This is a genomic window from Pseudomonas putida (genome assembly GCF_050989985.1).
Lineage (GTDB): Bacteria > Pseudomonadota > Gammaproteobacteria > Pseudomonadales > Pseudomonadaceae > Aquipseudomonas > Aquipseudomonas putida_AI.
This window is the reverse complement of record NZ_CP158815.1, coordinates 2174797-2188412: the sequence shown is the minus strand read 5'-3', so window position 1 is coordinate 2188412 and position 13616 is coordinate 2174797. Positions and strand designations below refer to the sequence as shown.

At 63.3% G+C, this 13616-nt stretch carries 13 protein-coding genes; 4 read left to right on the top strand and 9 right to left on the bottom strand.

Translation table 11 applies throughout. The features are described from left to right. Nucleotides 1–147: 147 nt before the first annotated feature. From ABTV29_RS10220 to ABTV29_RS10200, 5 genes are all read right to left on the bottom strand, one after another. The gene (locus ABTV29_RS10220) at nt 148–936 is read right to left on the bottom strand and encodes a fimbrial biogenesis chaperone (RefSeq protein ID WP_433769952.1); all 789 of its coding nucleotides are present in this window, start codon (nt 934–936) and stop codon (nt 148–150) included. Between the two features lie 30 nt (nt 937–966). Continuing rightward, nucleotides 967–1467: a Csu type fimbrial protein gene (locus tag ABTV29_RS10215; RefSeq protein ID WP_433769951.1), complete on the bottom strand. Its 501-nt coding sequence runs from the start codon at nt 1465–1467 to the stop codon at nt 967–969. Nucleotides 1468–1471: 4 nt separating this feature from the next. Then, on the bottom strand, nt 1472–2008 hold the full coding sequence (locus tag ABTV29_RS10210; RefSeq protein ID WP_433769950.1) for a Csu type fimbrial protein: 537 nt from the start codon (nt 2006–2008) through the stop codon (nt 1472–1474). Between the two features lie 20 nt (nt 2009–2028). Next, on the bottom strand, nt 2029–2562 hold the full coding sequence (locus tag ABTV29_RS10205; RefSeq protein WP_433771818.1) for a Csu type fimbrial protein: 534 nt from the start codon (nt 2560–2562) through the stop codon (nt 2029–2031). Nucleotides 2563–2655: 93 nt separating this feature from the next. Further along, nucleotides 2656–3174: a Csu type fimbrial protein gene (locus tag ABTV29_RS10200; protein WP_433771817.1), complete on the bottom strand. Its 519-nt coding sequence runs from the start codon at nt 3172–3174 to the stop codon at nt 2656–2658. A gap of 358 nt (nt 3175–3532) precedes the next feature. Between ABTV29_RS10200 and zapE the strand changes: the two genes are divergently transcribed. Then, nucleotides 3533–4663, top strand: a complete 1131-nt coding sequence (zapE, locus tag ABTV29_RS10195) for a cell division protein ZapE (RefSeq protein ID WP_433769949.1) — start codon at nt 3533–3535, stop codon at nt 4661–4663. Between the two features lie 193 nt (nt 4664–4856). Next, nucleotides 4857–6161: a leucine-rich repeat-containing protein kinase family protein gene (locus ABTV29_RS10190; RefSeq protein ID WP_433769948.1), complete on the top strand. Its 1305-nt coding sequence runs from the start codon at nt 4857–4859 to the stop codon at nt 6159–6161. Nucleotides 6162–6288: 127 nt separating this feature from the next. Here ABTV29_RS10190 and ABTV29_RS10185 read toward each other — a convergent pair whose 3' ends face one another. Continuing rightward, nucleotides 6289–6993: a YebC/PmpR family DNA-binding transcriptional regulator gene (locus tag ABTV29_RS10185; RefSeq protein ID WP_433769947.1), complete on the bottom strand. Its 705-nt coding sequence runs from the start codon at nt 6991–6993 to the stop codon at nt 6289–6291. 218 nt (nt 6994–7211) lie between these two features. On the opposite strand from ABTV29_RS10185, the gene ABTV29_RS10180 reads away from it, so the two are divergent. Continuing rightward, nucleotides 7212–8627, top strand: coding sequence for a type VI secretion system Vgr family protein (locus ABTV29_RS10180; protein WP_433769946.1), 1416 nt, complete (start codon nt 7212–7214; stop codon nt 8625–8627). 3 nt (nt 8628–8630) lie between these two features. Here the strand turns inward: ABTV29_RS10180 and ABTV29_RS10175 are convergent, their stop codons facing one another. Then, a complete protein-coding gene (locus ABTV29_RS10175; RefSeq protein WP_433769945.1) occupies nt 8631–10022 on the bottom strand; it encodes an FAD-dependent oxidoreductase in 1392 nt (463 codons plus the stop codon). A gap of 71 nt (nt 10023–10093) precedes the next feature. Beyond that, nucleotides 10094–11419 (bottom strand): MFS transporter, encoded by a 1326-nt coding sequence (locus tag ABTV29_RS10170; protein WP_433769944.1) that lies wholly within the window; start codon nt 11417–11419, stop codon nt 10094–10096. A 267-nt stretch (nt 11420–11686) separates the two neighbouring features. Between ABTV29_RS10170 and ABTV29_RS10165 the strand changes: the two genes are divergently transcribed. Beyond that, a complete protein-coding gene (locus tag ABTV29_RS10165; RefSeq protein ID WP_433769943.1) occupies nt 11687–12562 on the top strand; it encodes a LysR family transcriptional regulator in 876 nt (291 codons plus the stop codon). A gap of 156 nt (nt 12563–12718) precedes the next feature. On the opposite strand, the gene ABTV29_RS10160 is transcribed toward ABTV29_RS10165, so the two are convergent. Then, a complete protein-coding gene (locus tag ABTV29_RS10160; protein WP_433769942.1) occupies nt 12719–13585 on the bottom strand; it encodes a LysR substrate-binding domain-containing protein in 867 nt (288 codons plus the stop codon). Between the last annotated feature and the right edge of the window lie 31 nt (nt 13586–13616).

Below are 13616 nucleotides of genomic sequence, written 5' to 3'. Positions count from 1 at the left end.
CTCGCTCCCGCTCGACTGCGAAGCAGTCGCCAATCCATACGACGCGGTGTACCCGGCAAAAGGTGCATTCTGGATTCGGGGCCGCTTCGCAGCCCGGCGGGAGCAAGCTCCCTCGCCACAAAAAGCGCCTGACCCAGCGCTTAAACCTCAGCGTGCCGGCGCGATACTCTGCACCTGCGCCGCGCCATTGACCCGTACCTGCAACCCCGACTCACCCGCCACCGGGCCAGGCGCGGGCCAGCGCATGATGGCGCCCGGCAACACATAGCCCAGCAACCCTTCCACCAGCGGTCTGGTCTGGCCGCCCTGCTTGAGCGCCACATCGGTCAATCGCGCGTGCACCGCGCCCTGATTGCGCACCTCGACATAAGGCCGCCCGTCCACCGCCACCGTGCGCCAGCTCAGGTCCGGCAGGCCAATGCCCTTGGGATCGCGCGGGCGCGTGGTGTCTTCCTTGCTCCAAAGGCCCGCGCCATAGGCGAACAGCGGCACCGAATAGCGCATCTGGAAGCGAATCGCCGCGGCGGTCTTGCCATCCTCCGCCACAGGCGGCTTCGCCGACGGGATTTCATCGATGATGATGCGATAGGCCAGTTCCTGCCCCGGGGGGATTTCTTTCGTCCGGGTCAGACGCACCAGTTGCTTCTGGCCCGGCTCGATCTTCGCCACCGGCGGGCTGCCGATCACGTCGCGCTGGTTCTGATACTGATCGCTGAAGCCGCTCTGGCTCCAGGCGAACACGCGGATCTGCAGGTTGGCGGTCTCGTTGCCACGATTCTCCAGCCACAGGGCGCTGGCCTGTTGATCGGCTTCCAGCACCGGATCGATCGGCCAGATCAGCACTGAACTTGCCGCCTGTGCCCTGGCCGCCCCCAGCCACAGCAGCGCCAGCAGCGCGTGACGCACGAGCGAAAGTCGCCCTGAAGGTGAATGCATGTGCCATCTCCTTATGATCCGATCATCCCGTTACCACGACAGCTGCACCTGCAGCACATCGCTGTATGTCCCCCCGGGTTGATTGCCCGGTAATTGCACCTGGCCGTAGATCGGCAGGCTGATGTTGTTCGCATCGCTGTAGGCCACCGCCACGCTTTGGCCGATCCCCAGGCTCTGGCTGTACGCCGCATCGCGAAACAACTGGTACGCCACCCGGTTGCTGCCAGTGGTGAGCTGCATGTGCCGCCCACCGCTGTTGTACTGGCCGCCATCGACACTCATGTTCAGGGTCACCCCAGGCGTGCACTGCAATTGCACGCCGCCGGTCAGCACCACTTGCACCGTACCGGTGGCCAATGCCGAACGGCTGCCGAAATTCAGGCTGCCGTAACTGGACACGCCACCGACCACCAGGCACCCCGGCGTGACGGTGGCACTGACCTGGAAGCTCTGGCTGGTGGCCGCCGACAATGGCCCGGGCACGCTGCCCGCACACATCAGCAACAGCAGCGCACAGCCAGGGCGATACATGGCCCTAGAACGTCAGTTCGACGGAAATGGTGTCGGTGTAGGTGCCCGCCGGCAGCCCCGCCTTGCCCAGCGCCTGGCCGTAGATGTTCACGGTCTGCGCCACGCCGGTGCTGGGGGCAAGGTTGATCACCCCGTCAATGGCCAGCAGCTGTGAGTGCCCGGCGTCGGTGTACAGGTCGTAAGGCACATAGTTGGCGACCCCGTCGTACAGCGCCCGCGTCCCGCCCGCCGACTGTCCGTCATGGGCGCCGGCGCGCACCTTGACCGTCGGCGTGGTGCCGGCCGAGCAGAGAATCGACAGCGCCCCGCCGCCACCGCCCAACACTTGTCCGCTAGCGGAGGTGAACAGGCTGTTGGCGGTACCGAAGTTCAGGGCACCGAAGTTCAGGTTGCTGGAGCCGCCGCCACCGTTGACCTGGCAACTGCTGATGAGGATCAGGCTGGAGGTGATCTGGCCGGTGACCGTGGTTGCCGCCTGCACACCACTGGCCAGCGTCAGGCCGAGCAACGGCAAACCTATCCTTGATGCAAACGTACGCATGGTGTCCTTCCTCCAAGGGGTTACCAGTCCAGCGTCACCGTCAGGGTGTCGGTGTAGACCCCGGCCGGTAACGCGCGGGTGTTCGCCACCACCGAGCCGAATACCGGAATCGGTATCCGCGCCCCGCTGGTGACGGCGAAATTGTGTTGTTGGCCGATGCTGTAGCTCTGGCTGCCGGAGGCATCGAGGAACAATTGATAGGGAATGGTCTGGCGGCCATTGCTCAGGCGCCGGGTGGTGCCGTCGCCGTGGGTGCCGCCATCGATGGAGACGGTGAAACCGGTGACCGAGGGGTTGCAGGCCACATTCAACTTGCCGCTGGCTTCATCGCCGAGGCTGGCCTTGATCGGGGCGCTCCATGTCGGGCCCTGCTGGCCGAAATCCAGGGTGCCAAGGGCGCTGACCGGGCTTTCGCTATCAGTGCCTGCGTTGGTCACTTCGCAGCCGGCAATGAGCGTCAAGCGTGCGTGGATCTGCCCGCTGACCGCCGCTTGCGCGATACCGGCCAGCAGCGTCAGCACGCTTGCGGCAAACACCTTGCTGTATATCGTCATCACGCCAATCCCAACTCCTTCAGGATCAATGAAGTGGCGTTCGCGAACGCTCCCTTCCCTGTACAACCCGAGTCCATCGGGTCGCCTTTGCAATCACCAGGTTACGGTCACCTTCACCACGTCCGAATAACCACCGACCCCAGGTACCTGCGCCAGGAGTTCGATGCGGGCATACAACGGCAAATCCACGGAACCGGTATCCGGCACGCGACCACTCACCGGCACATCCACCGCCAGTGGAATGCGTCGCGCCGGGTCCTGATAGAGCCGATAGGGAATGGGTTTGCCGTGCCCGGCGTTGCCTGCCATGTAACGCACGTCGCCGACGCCACCGTGCAGGCCGCCGTCAACGCGTAATTGATAGGGGGTATCGGGGTTGCACTCCAGCCGTGGCAAGCGCCCGCTGGTCAATGCCGCACCCAGCGGCCCGGCGGGGTTATCCAGGCGCGCGGTGCTGCCGAAGTCCAGTACACCCAGTTGCTCGACGCCGGCCTCGCGTTGTTGCCCGACCAATTGACAGCCGCGCTGCACGTCGACCCGCACCTGAACCTGGAGTTCGGTGGCCGACACTGTTGCGCTGAACGCCATCAGCGCTGCGCTGAGCACCGACATCGCTGCGCCTGGCACCACTTTCGCTGCGCTGTGCCCTGGACCCAAGACTGCCAATACCACACGTCCTTTCACGGCCCCATTCCTTTTTGCGGGGTGTCTTGTAGGACTGAGGTTAGCAACGCGTCTGAAAATCGCCAGCGATGACCAGGAAATTGGATCCACGACTAAACAGGGACTTCGCGAGGTCCATTGCTGGAAGTCTCGGGCTAGCGACGGGTAATAAGCTGTACATGCCGCAGTATTTTGTCTAATACCGCCCAGTATCCGTCGACACAACTGGAAGCAAATTCCCCCCACTGGTTACACTATGCCGCCGCGGCTCAAGGAGCCTGCCTGAAGAAAACGGGGTGATATCACAGTGGCATTACGACCGCCCAAGCGTTCGCGACTCACACCGCGCTGGCCATCGTTGCGCCGCCTTTTTGGCAAGGCGCCGACAACATCGGCTCCCAGCGCCGCGAGCGGTCGGGTCATTCATGATTACTTTCACCACAAGGCCCATTCCCAGGGCTACACCCTCAGTCACAGCCAGCAACGGGTGATCGATTGCATGGCCCAGCACGCCACGACGCTGCTCGGTGCCGGGGCCAAAACCATGCCGGGGCTCTATCTGCATGGCGCGGTGGGCCGCGGCAAAAGCTGGCTGCTGGACGGTTTCTTCCAGGCCATCCCGTTGGCGGAAAAACAGCGCCTGCACTTCCACGAATTCTTTGCCCGGTTGCACCAGGGCATGTTTTTCCATCGCGATCAGCCGGACGCCCTGGCGAGCACCCTCGACGAATTGCTGCACGAGTGCCGGGTGCTGTGCTTCGACGAATTCCACGTCCATGACATCGGCGATGCGATGTTGATCACGCGGCTGTTCAAGGCCTTGTTCCGCCGCGGCATCTTGCTGCTGGTCACCTCCAATTACCCGCCGGAAGGCTTGTTGCCCAACCCGCTGTACCACGCGCGCTTCAAGCCGGTGATCGACCTGATCAATGCGCGCATGCAGGTGATGGAGGTCGGCGGCCCCCATGACTACCGCAGCCAGGCCCGGACCCACGCACAGCAGCTGTTCACCCAGGGGCAGTACGTCTGGCCCGCGACCCCGGCGCAACGCCACGCCTCGAACCTGCCGGCCATCGACACCCCGGCCATTGCCCTGCCGGTCGGCACCCGCCACCTGCCAGCCCGCTACTGCGAAGGACGGACCATCGGTTTCAACTTCACCGACCTGTGCGACCAACCCACGGCGGTCATGGATTACCTGGAACTGTGCCGGCGCTTCGATCACTGGATCATCGACGACCTGCCCAACCTGGCCGACTGTTCGGTGGCCGCCCAGCAGCGCTTCATCAATCTGGTGGACGTGCTGTACGACCAGGACAAGCACCTGACCCTGCTCGGCCAGCGCTCGCTGCGCGAAAGCCTGGGCGGCGATGCCATCGACCTTGCGCGAACGCGCAGTCGGTTGGGGCAGTTGGTGGAAGTTCGGGAAGCGGTCTGACTGGCGGCCTTCAGTGCGGCTGCCGGCCCCATCGCGAGCAGGCTCGCTCCCACAGGTTTTGTGTCGGTCACAGATGATGTGTACGACGCAGGTCCCTGTGGGAGCGAGCTTGCTCGCGATGGCAACCTGACAGACGCAGAAGCTTTCCAGCTATCATGCCGCCCATTCATTCGATCAACAGCGAACCCTCTTCATGCATACCCTTGCCCAACTGCGCGCCGGCTCACTGGCGGGCATCACACGCCTGGACCTGAGCTGCGGCCTGACCGAGTTTCCCCGGGAGATCTTCGATCTGGCGGACACTCTGGAAGTGCTCAACCTCACCGGCAATGCCTTGAGCTGCCTGCCGGATGACCTGCACCGGCTGAGCCGTTTACGCGTGCTGTTCTGCTCGGACAACCGGTTCACCGAACTGCCCGCCTGCATCGGCCAATGCGCGGCGCTGACCATGGTCGGCTTCAAGGCCAACCGCATCAAGCACGTGCCGGGCGCGGCGCTACCGCCCTTGTTGCGCTGGTTGATCCTGACCGATAACTGCATCGAATCCCTGCCGAGCGAATTGGGTGAGCGCCCCCATCTGCAAAAACTCATGCTCGCGGGCAACCGCCTGCGGCAGCTGCCGGAAAGTCTGCGTCATTGCCATCGACTCGAACTGCTGCGCATCGCCGCCAACCAATTGACCGAACTGCCGCAATGGCTGCTGTCCCTGCCGAGCCTGAGCTGGCTGGCCTACGCCGGTAACCCGCTGGAAACCGAAGCCGAGCTGCAGGCCACGACGCCAATCCCCTGGTCGCAATTGCAACTTGAGCAGCAACTCGGCCAAGGCGCTTCGGGCGTGATCCATCGAGCGACCTGGGCAAAACCGGGCCAACCCACCACCTCCGTGGCCGTCAAACTCTACAAGGGCGAAATGACCAGCGACGGCTCGCCCCTGCACGAAATGAACGCCTGCATTTGCGCAGGCCTGCATCCCAACCTGATTCGCATTGAAGGGCAGATCATCGATCACCCGCAGCGAACGGCCGGGCTGGTGATGCAACTGATCGAGCCCGAGTTTCGCAACCTCGCCGCGTTGCCGAGCCTTGCGTCCTGCAGCCGGGACGTCTACGCCGAGGACACCCGCTTCAGTGCCGACGTTGCGCTGCGCATTGCCCGTGGCATTGCCTCGGTGGCCGGGCACTTGCACGCGCAAGGCATCACCCATGGCGACCTCTATGGCCACAACATCCTGTGGAATGCACAGGGCGATTGCTTGCTGGGCGACTTTGGCGGGGCGTCTTTCCACGCCACCACCGACAGCCTTGAAAGCCGGGCGCTGCAACGGATCGAAGTACGGGCGTTCGGGATACTGCTGGGGGAATTGCTGGAGCGGATCGACTCGGGTCTGAGCGATGAGGCTCGGGTGGAGCTGGAAGGGTTGCAGCAGCGCTGCTGTCAGCCGGATGTGCTGGCGCGGCCGGGGTTCGAAGAGGTTGTTCGGGCGTTGAATGCCAGGTGACCGCTGCGCGGTCAATCGCGAGCAAGCTCGCTCCCACAGGGTCCTGCGTCGTCCACATCACCTGTGACCGACACAAAACCTGTGGGAGCGGGCTTGCCCGCGATGAGGGCGTTACTGAAGAAACAGATTAACCAGCCAGACCGACAAACATTTCCTGCACGTCATCATGGTTATCGAGGCCTTCCAGGAAAGCTTCGACTTCAGCCATCTGCTCATCGCTCAGACCACTGACCGGGTTCTTCGGCTGGTAGCCCAGCTTGGCCGACAGCACGGTGAAACCTTGCTCAGGCAAGGCCTTTTGCACGGCATCCAGATCCGTAGGGTCGGTCAGGAACAGGGTTGCGCCCTCTTCGCCCGGCTCGAAATCCTGGGCACCCGCCTCGATGGCGGCCATTTCCGGATCGGCGTCCGGGGTGTCCGGCGAGGCTTCGATCATGCCGACGTGGTTGAAGTCCCACGCCACCGAACCGGAAGCGCCCAACTGGCCTTTGCGGAATGCAACGCGGATTTCGGCAACGGTACGGTTGATGTTGTCAGTCACGCACTCAATGATCACCGGCACCTGATGCGGGGCAAAACCTTCATAGGTCACGCGATGGTATTGCACGGTCTCGCCCAGCAGACCTGCGCCTTTCTTGATGGCACGGTCCAGGGTTTCCTTGGGCATCGAAGCTTTCTTGGCCTGTTCAACCACCAGGCGCAGGTGCGCGTTGGTGGCAGTATCAGCGCCGTTGCGCGCAGCAATGGTGATTTCCTTCACCAGTTTGCCGAAGATCTTGCCCTTGGCATTGGCTGCCGCTTCTTTGTGTTTAACCTTCCACTGTGCGCCCATTACTCACTCTCTTGTCTGTGGCGCCGAAACATCTATTGGCCGACGCATGGCGCCAAGTTTATACGGCCTAAAGTTGGCAATCGACCAAAAATTCTCGCGTCCTGTCGACAACTTCAACAGCCCTTGTAGGGCAATTCTGAATATTCGAATCGAGGTGACTACAACCGGCCGGGGTTTCGTACCCTCTTGGCCCGTCCTCCGTAGCAGAAGCGCGCTCGATGCATAACGACAAGGAAAGTCCTCTTACCCTGACCCTCCCAGGCAGCGACTTGAGTTTGCAGGTCCTGCAATTTCGCGGGCACGAAGCCCTCAATCACCCCTACCGCTTCGACATCGAAGCACTTGGCCTGACACCGGCCATGCCCCTGGACGCCCTGCTGCAACGCCCGGCACATCTGGATCTGGGTCATGGCGCAGGTTTTCACGGCGTGCTGCATAGCGTCAGCCGTGAACTTCGCGGGTCGTATCAGGTTGCCTACAAACTGGTGCTGGTGCCCGAACTGCTGGCACTGGACAGACACAGGCCCCGGCGGGTCTTCGAGCGCCTCAGTGTGCCGATGATCCTGCGCCAGTTGCTCAAGGAGCATGGGCTGCCCGACAGCAGCTACCGCTTTGAACTGCCGACCGGGCACTACCCACTACGGCCCTTCTGCATTCAATACGAGGAAACCGACCTGGCCCTGCTGCAACGGCTGTGCGCGGAAGAAGGCATTCACTATCACTTCGAGCATCATCGCGACGCCCATGTGCTGGTGTTCGCCGAAGACTGCCTGAGTTTCCCCCAGGAACCGCTGTTGATGCCGTTCGATAACGAAAGGCCCAAGGCCGGCAGCCCTCCAACCATCAGTGAACTGTTCCAGCGCCATGATGCGCCCGCCTTGTCACCGCATCTGGATACCCACGAACGAGGCGCCGTTGCCGGCGATGACAGCGCGGCCAATCACCCCCTAGATCCATCAATGCCACTGGTGCCGCGTCCTGGCATCGAACAGCGCCACCGCGATCAGCTTGCTCGCCGGCAGCTGGAGCGCATGCGTTGCCGGCAGGTGCAGATCCACGGTCAAAGCAATCATCGGCAGCTGCGCAGTGCTCATATCGTGCAGGTGGCCGGGCATCCGCTGGCGCCGTTCAACGATCAGTGGCTGGTGACCCAGGCGCGGCATGAGGCGGCGAGCCCGGTGGCAGACGGGCCTGACCTGACGCCGAATTACCGCAATCAATTCACCGCCATGCCCTGGTCGACGGTGTTCCGCCCCGAGCCCGTTCAGCGCCGGCCGAACATTCCCGGTTACCAGCCCGCCCGCGTGTGTGGCGTGGCCGGCCAGCCGACGGTGCTGGATGATCGAGGCCGGATACAGGTCCGTTTGTGGCCGACACCGCAACACGATCCCGATGCGGGCGGCGGTGTCTGGATACCGGTTGCCCTGGCCACAATGGACAACCTTGTGGATCCGACGCAAATGCCACTGGCCGGCAGCGACGGGCTGGTGAGTTTCCTCGATGGCGACCCCGACCGACCGGTGTTCTGTGCAAGCCTGGCGCAGCGCCAAACTCCTCGCCCGGTCCGCACCCCGGAGCCACGCAACGATACCCGCCTGCTGCTCGACTGGTTGATCAGGCCTGCGGACTCCTGAGCTTCAACCTTTATCGGCCTTGCCCGCCGCCGCGGCGAATTTCGCCAGGCGTACGTCCAGGTGCCGTGGCCTGCGTCCGTGGTCCTCGGCGCGCTCCTTGCGGCGGATGGCGTTGCGCACCATCAACGAACCGAGGTAACGAATCGGTTCCGGCGGGAAGAAACCCAGCGGCCCGTTCACCAGGGGCGAACGGGTCCAGGGGTTGTCCAGGCCCTGAACCATCGAAGCCAGAATCTGCCCGCCCATGTGGCACGGCCCGACGCCGCTGCCGGAGTAACCGAAACCGTAGAACACGTTGCCACTGGCACTCATCTGGCCGAAGAACGGCAGCCCGGTGACCGATCGATCGGAAGGTCCGTTCCAGGTCGCCTCGACCTTGACGTCGGCAAAGGCCGGGAAGAAATCCGTCAGGCTGTTGCGCAACAGGCCGGCGTAAGGCGATGGCTGATCAAACACCGGCAACATGCGACCGCCGTAGGCAAAGGTATTGCCGCCCTTGCCGAGCATGATCCGGCCGTCCGGGGTGTTGTGGTAGTAGTGCACGAAAATCCGCGAATCGAGCACGGTGACGCCGCTGGTCAAGCCGATTTCGTTGAGCAGGTCGGGCCGCGGTTCGGTGATCGCCATGTCGCTGGAAACGATCGCCACGCTGCGTTCGAACTGTGGAAAGGCCCGGGCCATCCAGGCGTTCATCGCCAGCACCACGCGATCGGCGCGAACCGTGCCGTTTGCGGTTTGAATCCCCGCCGGCTTGCCTTCCTCCAGCCCGGTCATGGCGGTGTTTTCATGAATTTTCACCCCCAGCTGCAGGGCCACCCGGCGCAAACCTCGCACCAGTTTGCCCGGTTGCACGCTGGCGGCCGCCGGGGAAAACCAGCCTTCCAAATGCTTGCTGGAACCGGCCATGCGCTGCACATCCGCCAGCGGGCGCTGGGTGAACGAGTTGATGCCCTGGCGCTCCAGCGCCGCGATCACCGCGTCGGTCGAGCCCACCTGGGCGCGATTGGTCGCGGTGTAGAGGGTGCCATCGAGGCGGTAGTCGGCATCCACCCCGTACTGCTCGCAGAAGGCGCCGATGGCGTGGATGCTGCGCTCGGATTCCTTGACCAGGCGCACCGCTTCTTCAACGCCGAACAGCCGCTCCAAAGTGAAATACTTGGCCGACCAAGACAGTGCGCAACCACCGTTGCGCCCGCTGGCACCGGCGCCGCAGATGTCTGCTTCGATCAGCAGCACATCCAGTTCGGGGTTCTGCTCCTTGAGCATGATCGCGGTCCACAACCCGGTGTAGCCGCCGCCGACAATGCACACGTCGGCGCGGGCATCGCCTTGCAGTGGCGGGCAGCTTTCGGACGTTTCAGCCTTCAGGGCCTGGTCCAGCCAAAAGGGTCTCATGGGGTCGATCTCCGGTCAGATGTCCACACGCCAGCCTGCCGCATCCGCAGCAGGCGGCGCAGGACTTGGGTTCAGGTACGCAGGGGTTTTACGGTCATCGGCCGGTTGGGCACGAACGGGTAATTGGTTTTCAGGCCACCGGGGCGGCTGTTCCAGTGCGGGATCAGCACCAGCGCGGAGAACATCGCGCAGCCGGCAAAGACGATGAATACGGTGACAGTGTCGAAATACCCCGGCAGCAAACCGCCGAGAATCGCCCCGACCGAACCGCAGCCGTTGACGAAGCCCGCCGCCGTGGCGCCCGCCTTGGCGGTGCCGAAATCGATGGCGGCCGCGCCGCTGATCATCGAGTCCGGTCCATACAGGGTCAGGCCCATGACAAACAGCAGCGCCACCACCAGCGCCACGCTACCGGTATGCAGCGCGCCCATGAAAAAGGCCAGCGACAGGGTCAGCGCCAGCAGGCTGATCACGCAGGCCGGCATGCGCCGGGCACCGAACAGTTTGTCCGAAGCCAGCCCGATCAGGATCGGCCCCAGCAACCCGGCCAGTTCGAATGCGGTGGGAATGATCGCCGCACCCACCTTGCCCACCGAGGGCATCTGTTCGAACACGATCACCGGGCCCCACAGCAGAATCGCGTAGCGCGCCGGCTTGAGCATGAAATAGGCGAGGCCGAGAATCAGCACGGTGCGGTTGCGCAGGATTTCCTTCAAAGGCTCCAGCACGCTGATCTTGCTTTGGGCGTGGGCCTCTTCAGCGGTCAACTCGGGTTCCGGCTCGACGGCAGGCAATCCCACGTCTTCCGGTTTGTTGCGCTGGAAAATAAAAAACAGCACGGCGACGAGCCCGACCACCGCCGCACTGGAAATGAACGCTGCATGCCAGGAACCGATCAGCGTATAGGCCCACCATCCGGCGAATGGCGACGCCACCAGACCGCCGAACGCGTAGCAGGAACTCCACAGGCCCAACACCCGCCCGCGTTGTTGGGCGGGAAAGAAACTGCCGAGGTTCTTGCACAGCCCCGACCAGCCCGTGGACTGCGCCAGCCCCTGGATCAGCATGCAGGTGGCGAAGATCGGCAAGGTCGCGAAACTGCCCATCACCAATGCAGCCGCCGCCGATATCAGCAAGCCGCCCAGCACCACCACTCGCGGTCCGAAACGGTCGGCGAGGATGCCCCAGGTGAATTGGCCGACGGCGTAGGCGGTCAGGTAGATGGCGTCGAGGTTGGCCATGGCCATTTTGTCGAGCATGAAGGTCGGGTCTTCGCCGATCCCCAGTTTTGCGACGGAAAACGCTTTGCGGGTGAAGTAGAAAGCGGCGTAGGCGAGCCAGGTGATCGCGAAGATCTGCACGCGCCAACGCTTGATGGTGCCGATGTGCTTGTTCATTGTGGTTCTGACCTCAGGGTGTGAGTGTGCCGGCAGAATTGGAAGAAAACGCCTGTGTTTTTATTGTTGAGCACTGCGATATCGCCCTGTCCCTATGGCGGATACCGGTCAGATGAGTCCTGTTAATGCACGTACAGGCTCATGGCTCCCGAGGCTGTTCGACTGACCAGTCAGCGGGGCTGGAGCGGATCAAAACAATTACTGATTAATAAGTGAAATCGATTTATCGTATTTCCAAAATAAGCTCAGCTTGTTACTGGAGGTTCGATGTCGGTTTCCCACGCTCAGCTCAAGGCTTTCCACGCCGTGGCCGTCTACGGAAGCTTCACCAAAGCCGCCGAACGGCTGTTCCTTACCCAGCCGGCGATTTCCGATCAGGTGCGCAAACTCGAAGAGCGCTACGGGGTGCTGCTGTTCCACCGCAACAAACGCTCGGTGCGCCTGACGGATCTGGGGGAGCGCCTGCTGGGCGTCACCCAGAAGCTGTTCGTGATCGAAGCCGAGGCCCAGGAACTGTTGCAGGATTCCCAGGCCTTGCAAACCGGCAGCCTGATTCTGGCGGTAGACGCCCCGGTGCATGTGCTGCCGCAGATCGCCCGCTTCTGCGAGCGCTACCCCGGCATCAGCGTGAAGATCGAAACCGGCAACACCGATGAATCGCTGTTCCGGCTCTTCAACTACCAGGCCGACCTGGCGCTGCTGGGCCGCGAGGTCAGCGACGAACGCCTGATCTCCCTGCCGCTGCGCAATGACCCGATGGTGGCATTCGTTTCACGCAACCACCCCTGGGCCGACCGCGAATCCATCTGCCTGGCCGACCTCGACGACACGCCGTTGGTACTGCGGGAAATCGGCTCGGTGACCCGCCAGACCCTGGAAGAAGAAATGGCCGGCGCCGGGTTTCGTATCCGTCCGGCGATTCAGGTCGAAGGTCGGGAAGCGGCGCGTGAGGCGGTGGTGGTGGGGATCGGTGTCGGGGTGGTGTCCGCGGCCGAGTTCGGTTCGGACTCCAGGGTGTGCGCGTTGCCGATTACCGATTGCAAGCGGCGATTGACCGAGACGCTGGTGTGCTTGCGCGAGCAGAGTTCGCGGCGGATTGTGGCGACGTTTCTGGAGATGGTGCGCGAGAGCCTCCCCCACTGATCGTTCCCACGCTCTGCGTGGGAATGCCTCAACGGACGCTCCGCGTTCGGCTCTGGATGGGACGCGGAGCGTCCCGGGCTGCATTCCCACGCGGAGCGTGGGAACGATCAGATCAAAAGATCGCAGCCTTCGGCAGCTCCTACAGGGTGTCAGTGATTAGCCTGAATTCGGCGCCAAGCCGAAAAACGCCTGTATCAGGCGCAAATCCCGCCGCCGCTCCATGCACCCCATCATGTGCCGGTTCACCAGCCCCTCGCCGATGATCGGCACCGCCGCCACCCGCGGGTCATGGCTGACTTCCACCGACGACACCACCCCCACCCCCAGCTCCGCCGCCACCGCCTCGGTCACCGCTTCCCGACTGTCCAGCTCCAGCAGCACCCGGGGGTTCACATTGGCCTGGGCGCAGGCCTCGTCGAAGGTGCGCCGGGTGATTGAACTCGGTTCACGCAAGACCATGATCACCTGATCCAGGTCCTTGAGCGGCACCCCTCGGGTCTTGCTCGCCCACGGATGGCCGTCCGGCACCAGCGCACAAATGCGTGACTCGCTCAGGGCTTGCAAATGCAGGCCCTTACGCGGCTCGACCTCGGTCAGCACCGCCACGTCGGCATGCTCGGACAACAGCGCCGCGAGGGTTTCCTGAGCGTTGCCCAGGCGCAGGTTCACGGTGATCCCCGGGTAGCGCGCCCGCAGGCTCGCCAGCATCGGCATGACCATGTGCGGTCCGTCCGCCGCGACTTCCAGACGCCCGGTGAGCAACTGCCGATTCGCTTCCAGCATCACCTGCGCTTCTTCGGCCAGGCCGAACATCGCCCGGGTGATCGCCGCCAGCTTGGTGCCCTCTTCCGTCAATTCCACCCGTCGCGCGGTGCGGCGCAACAGGGTGATCTGGTAGTGCTCCTCCAGCGCCTTGATGTGTCCGGTCACGGCCGGCTGGCTGATGAACAGGCGCGCGGCCGCCCGGGTGAAGCTGCCCTCCCGGGCCACGGCATCGAAGGCGCGTAGCTGAAACAGGTTCATGAATAAGTCCTACTGATGGCTGGAATAACAA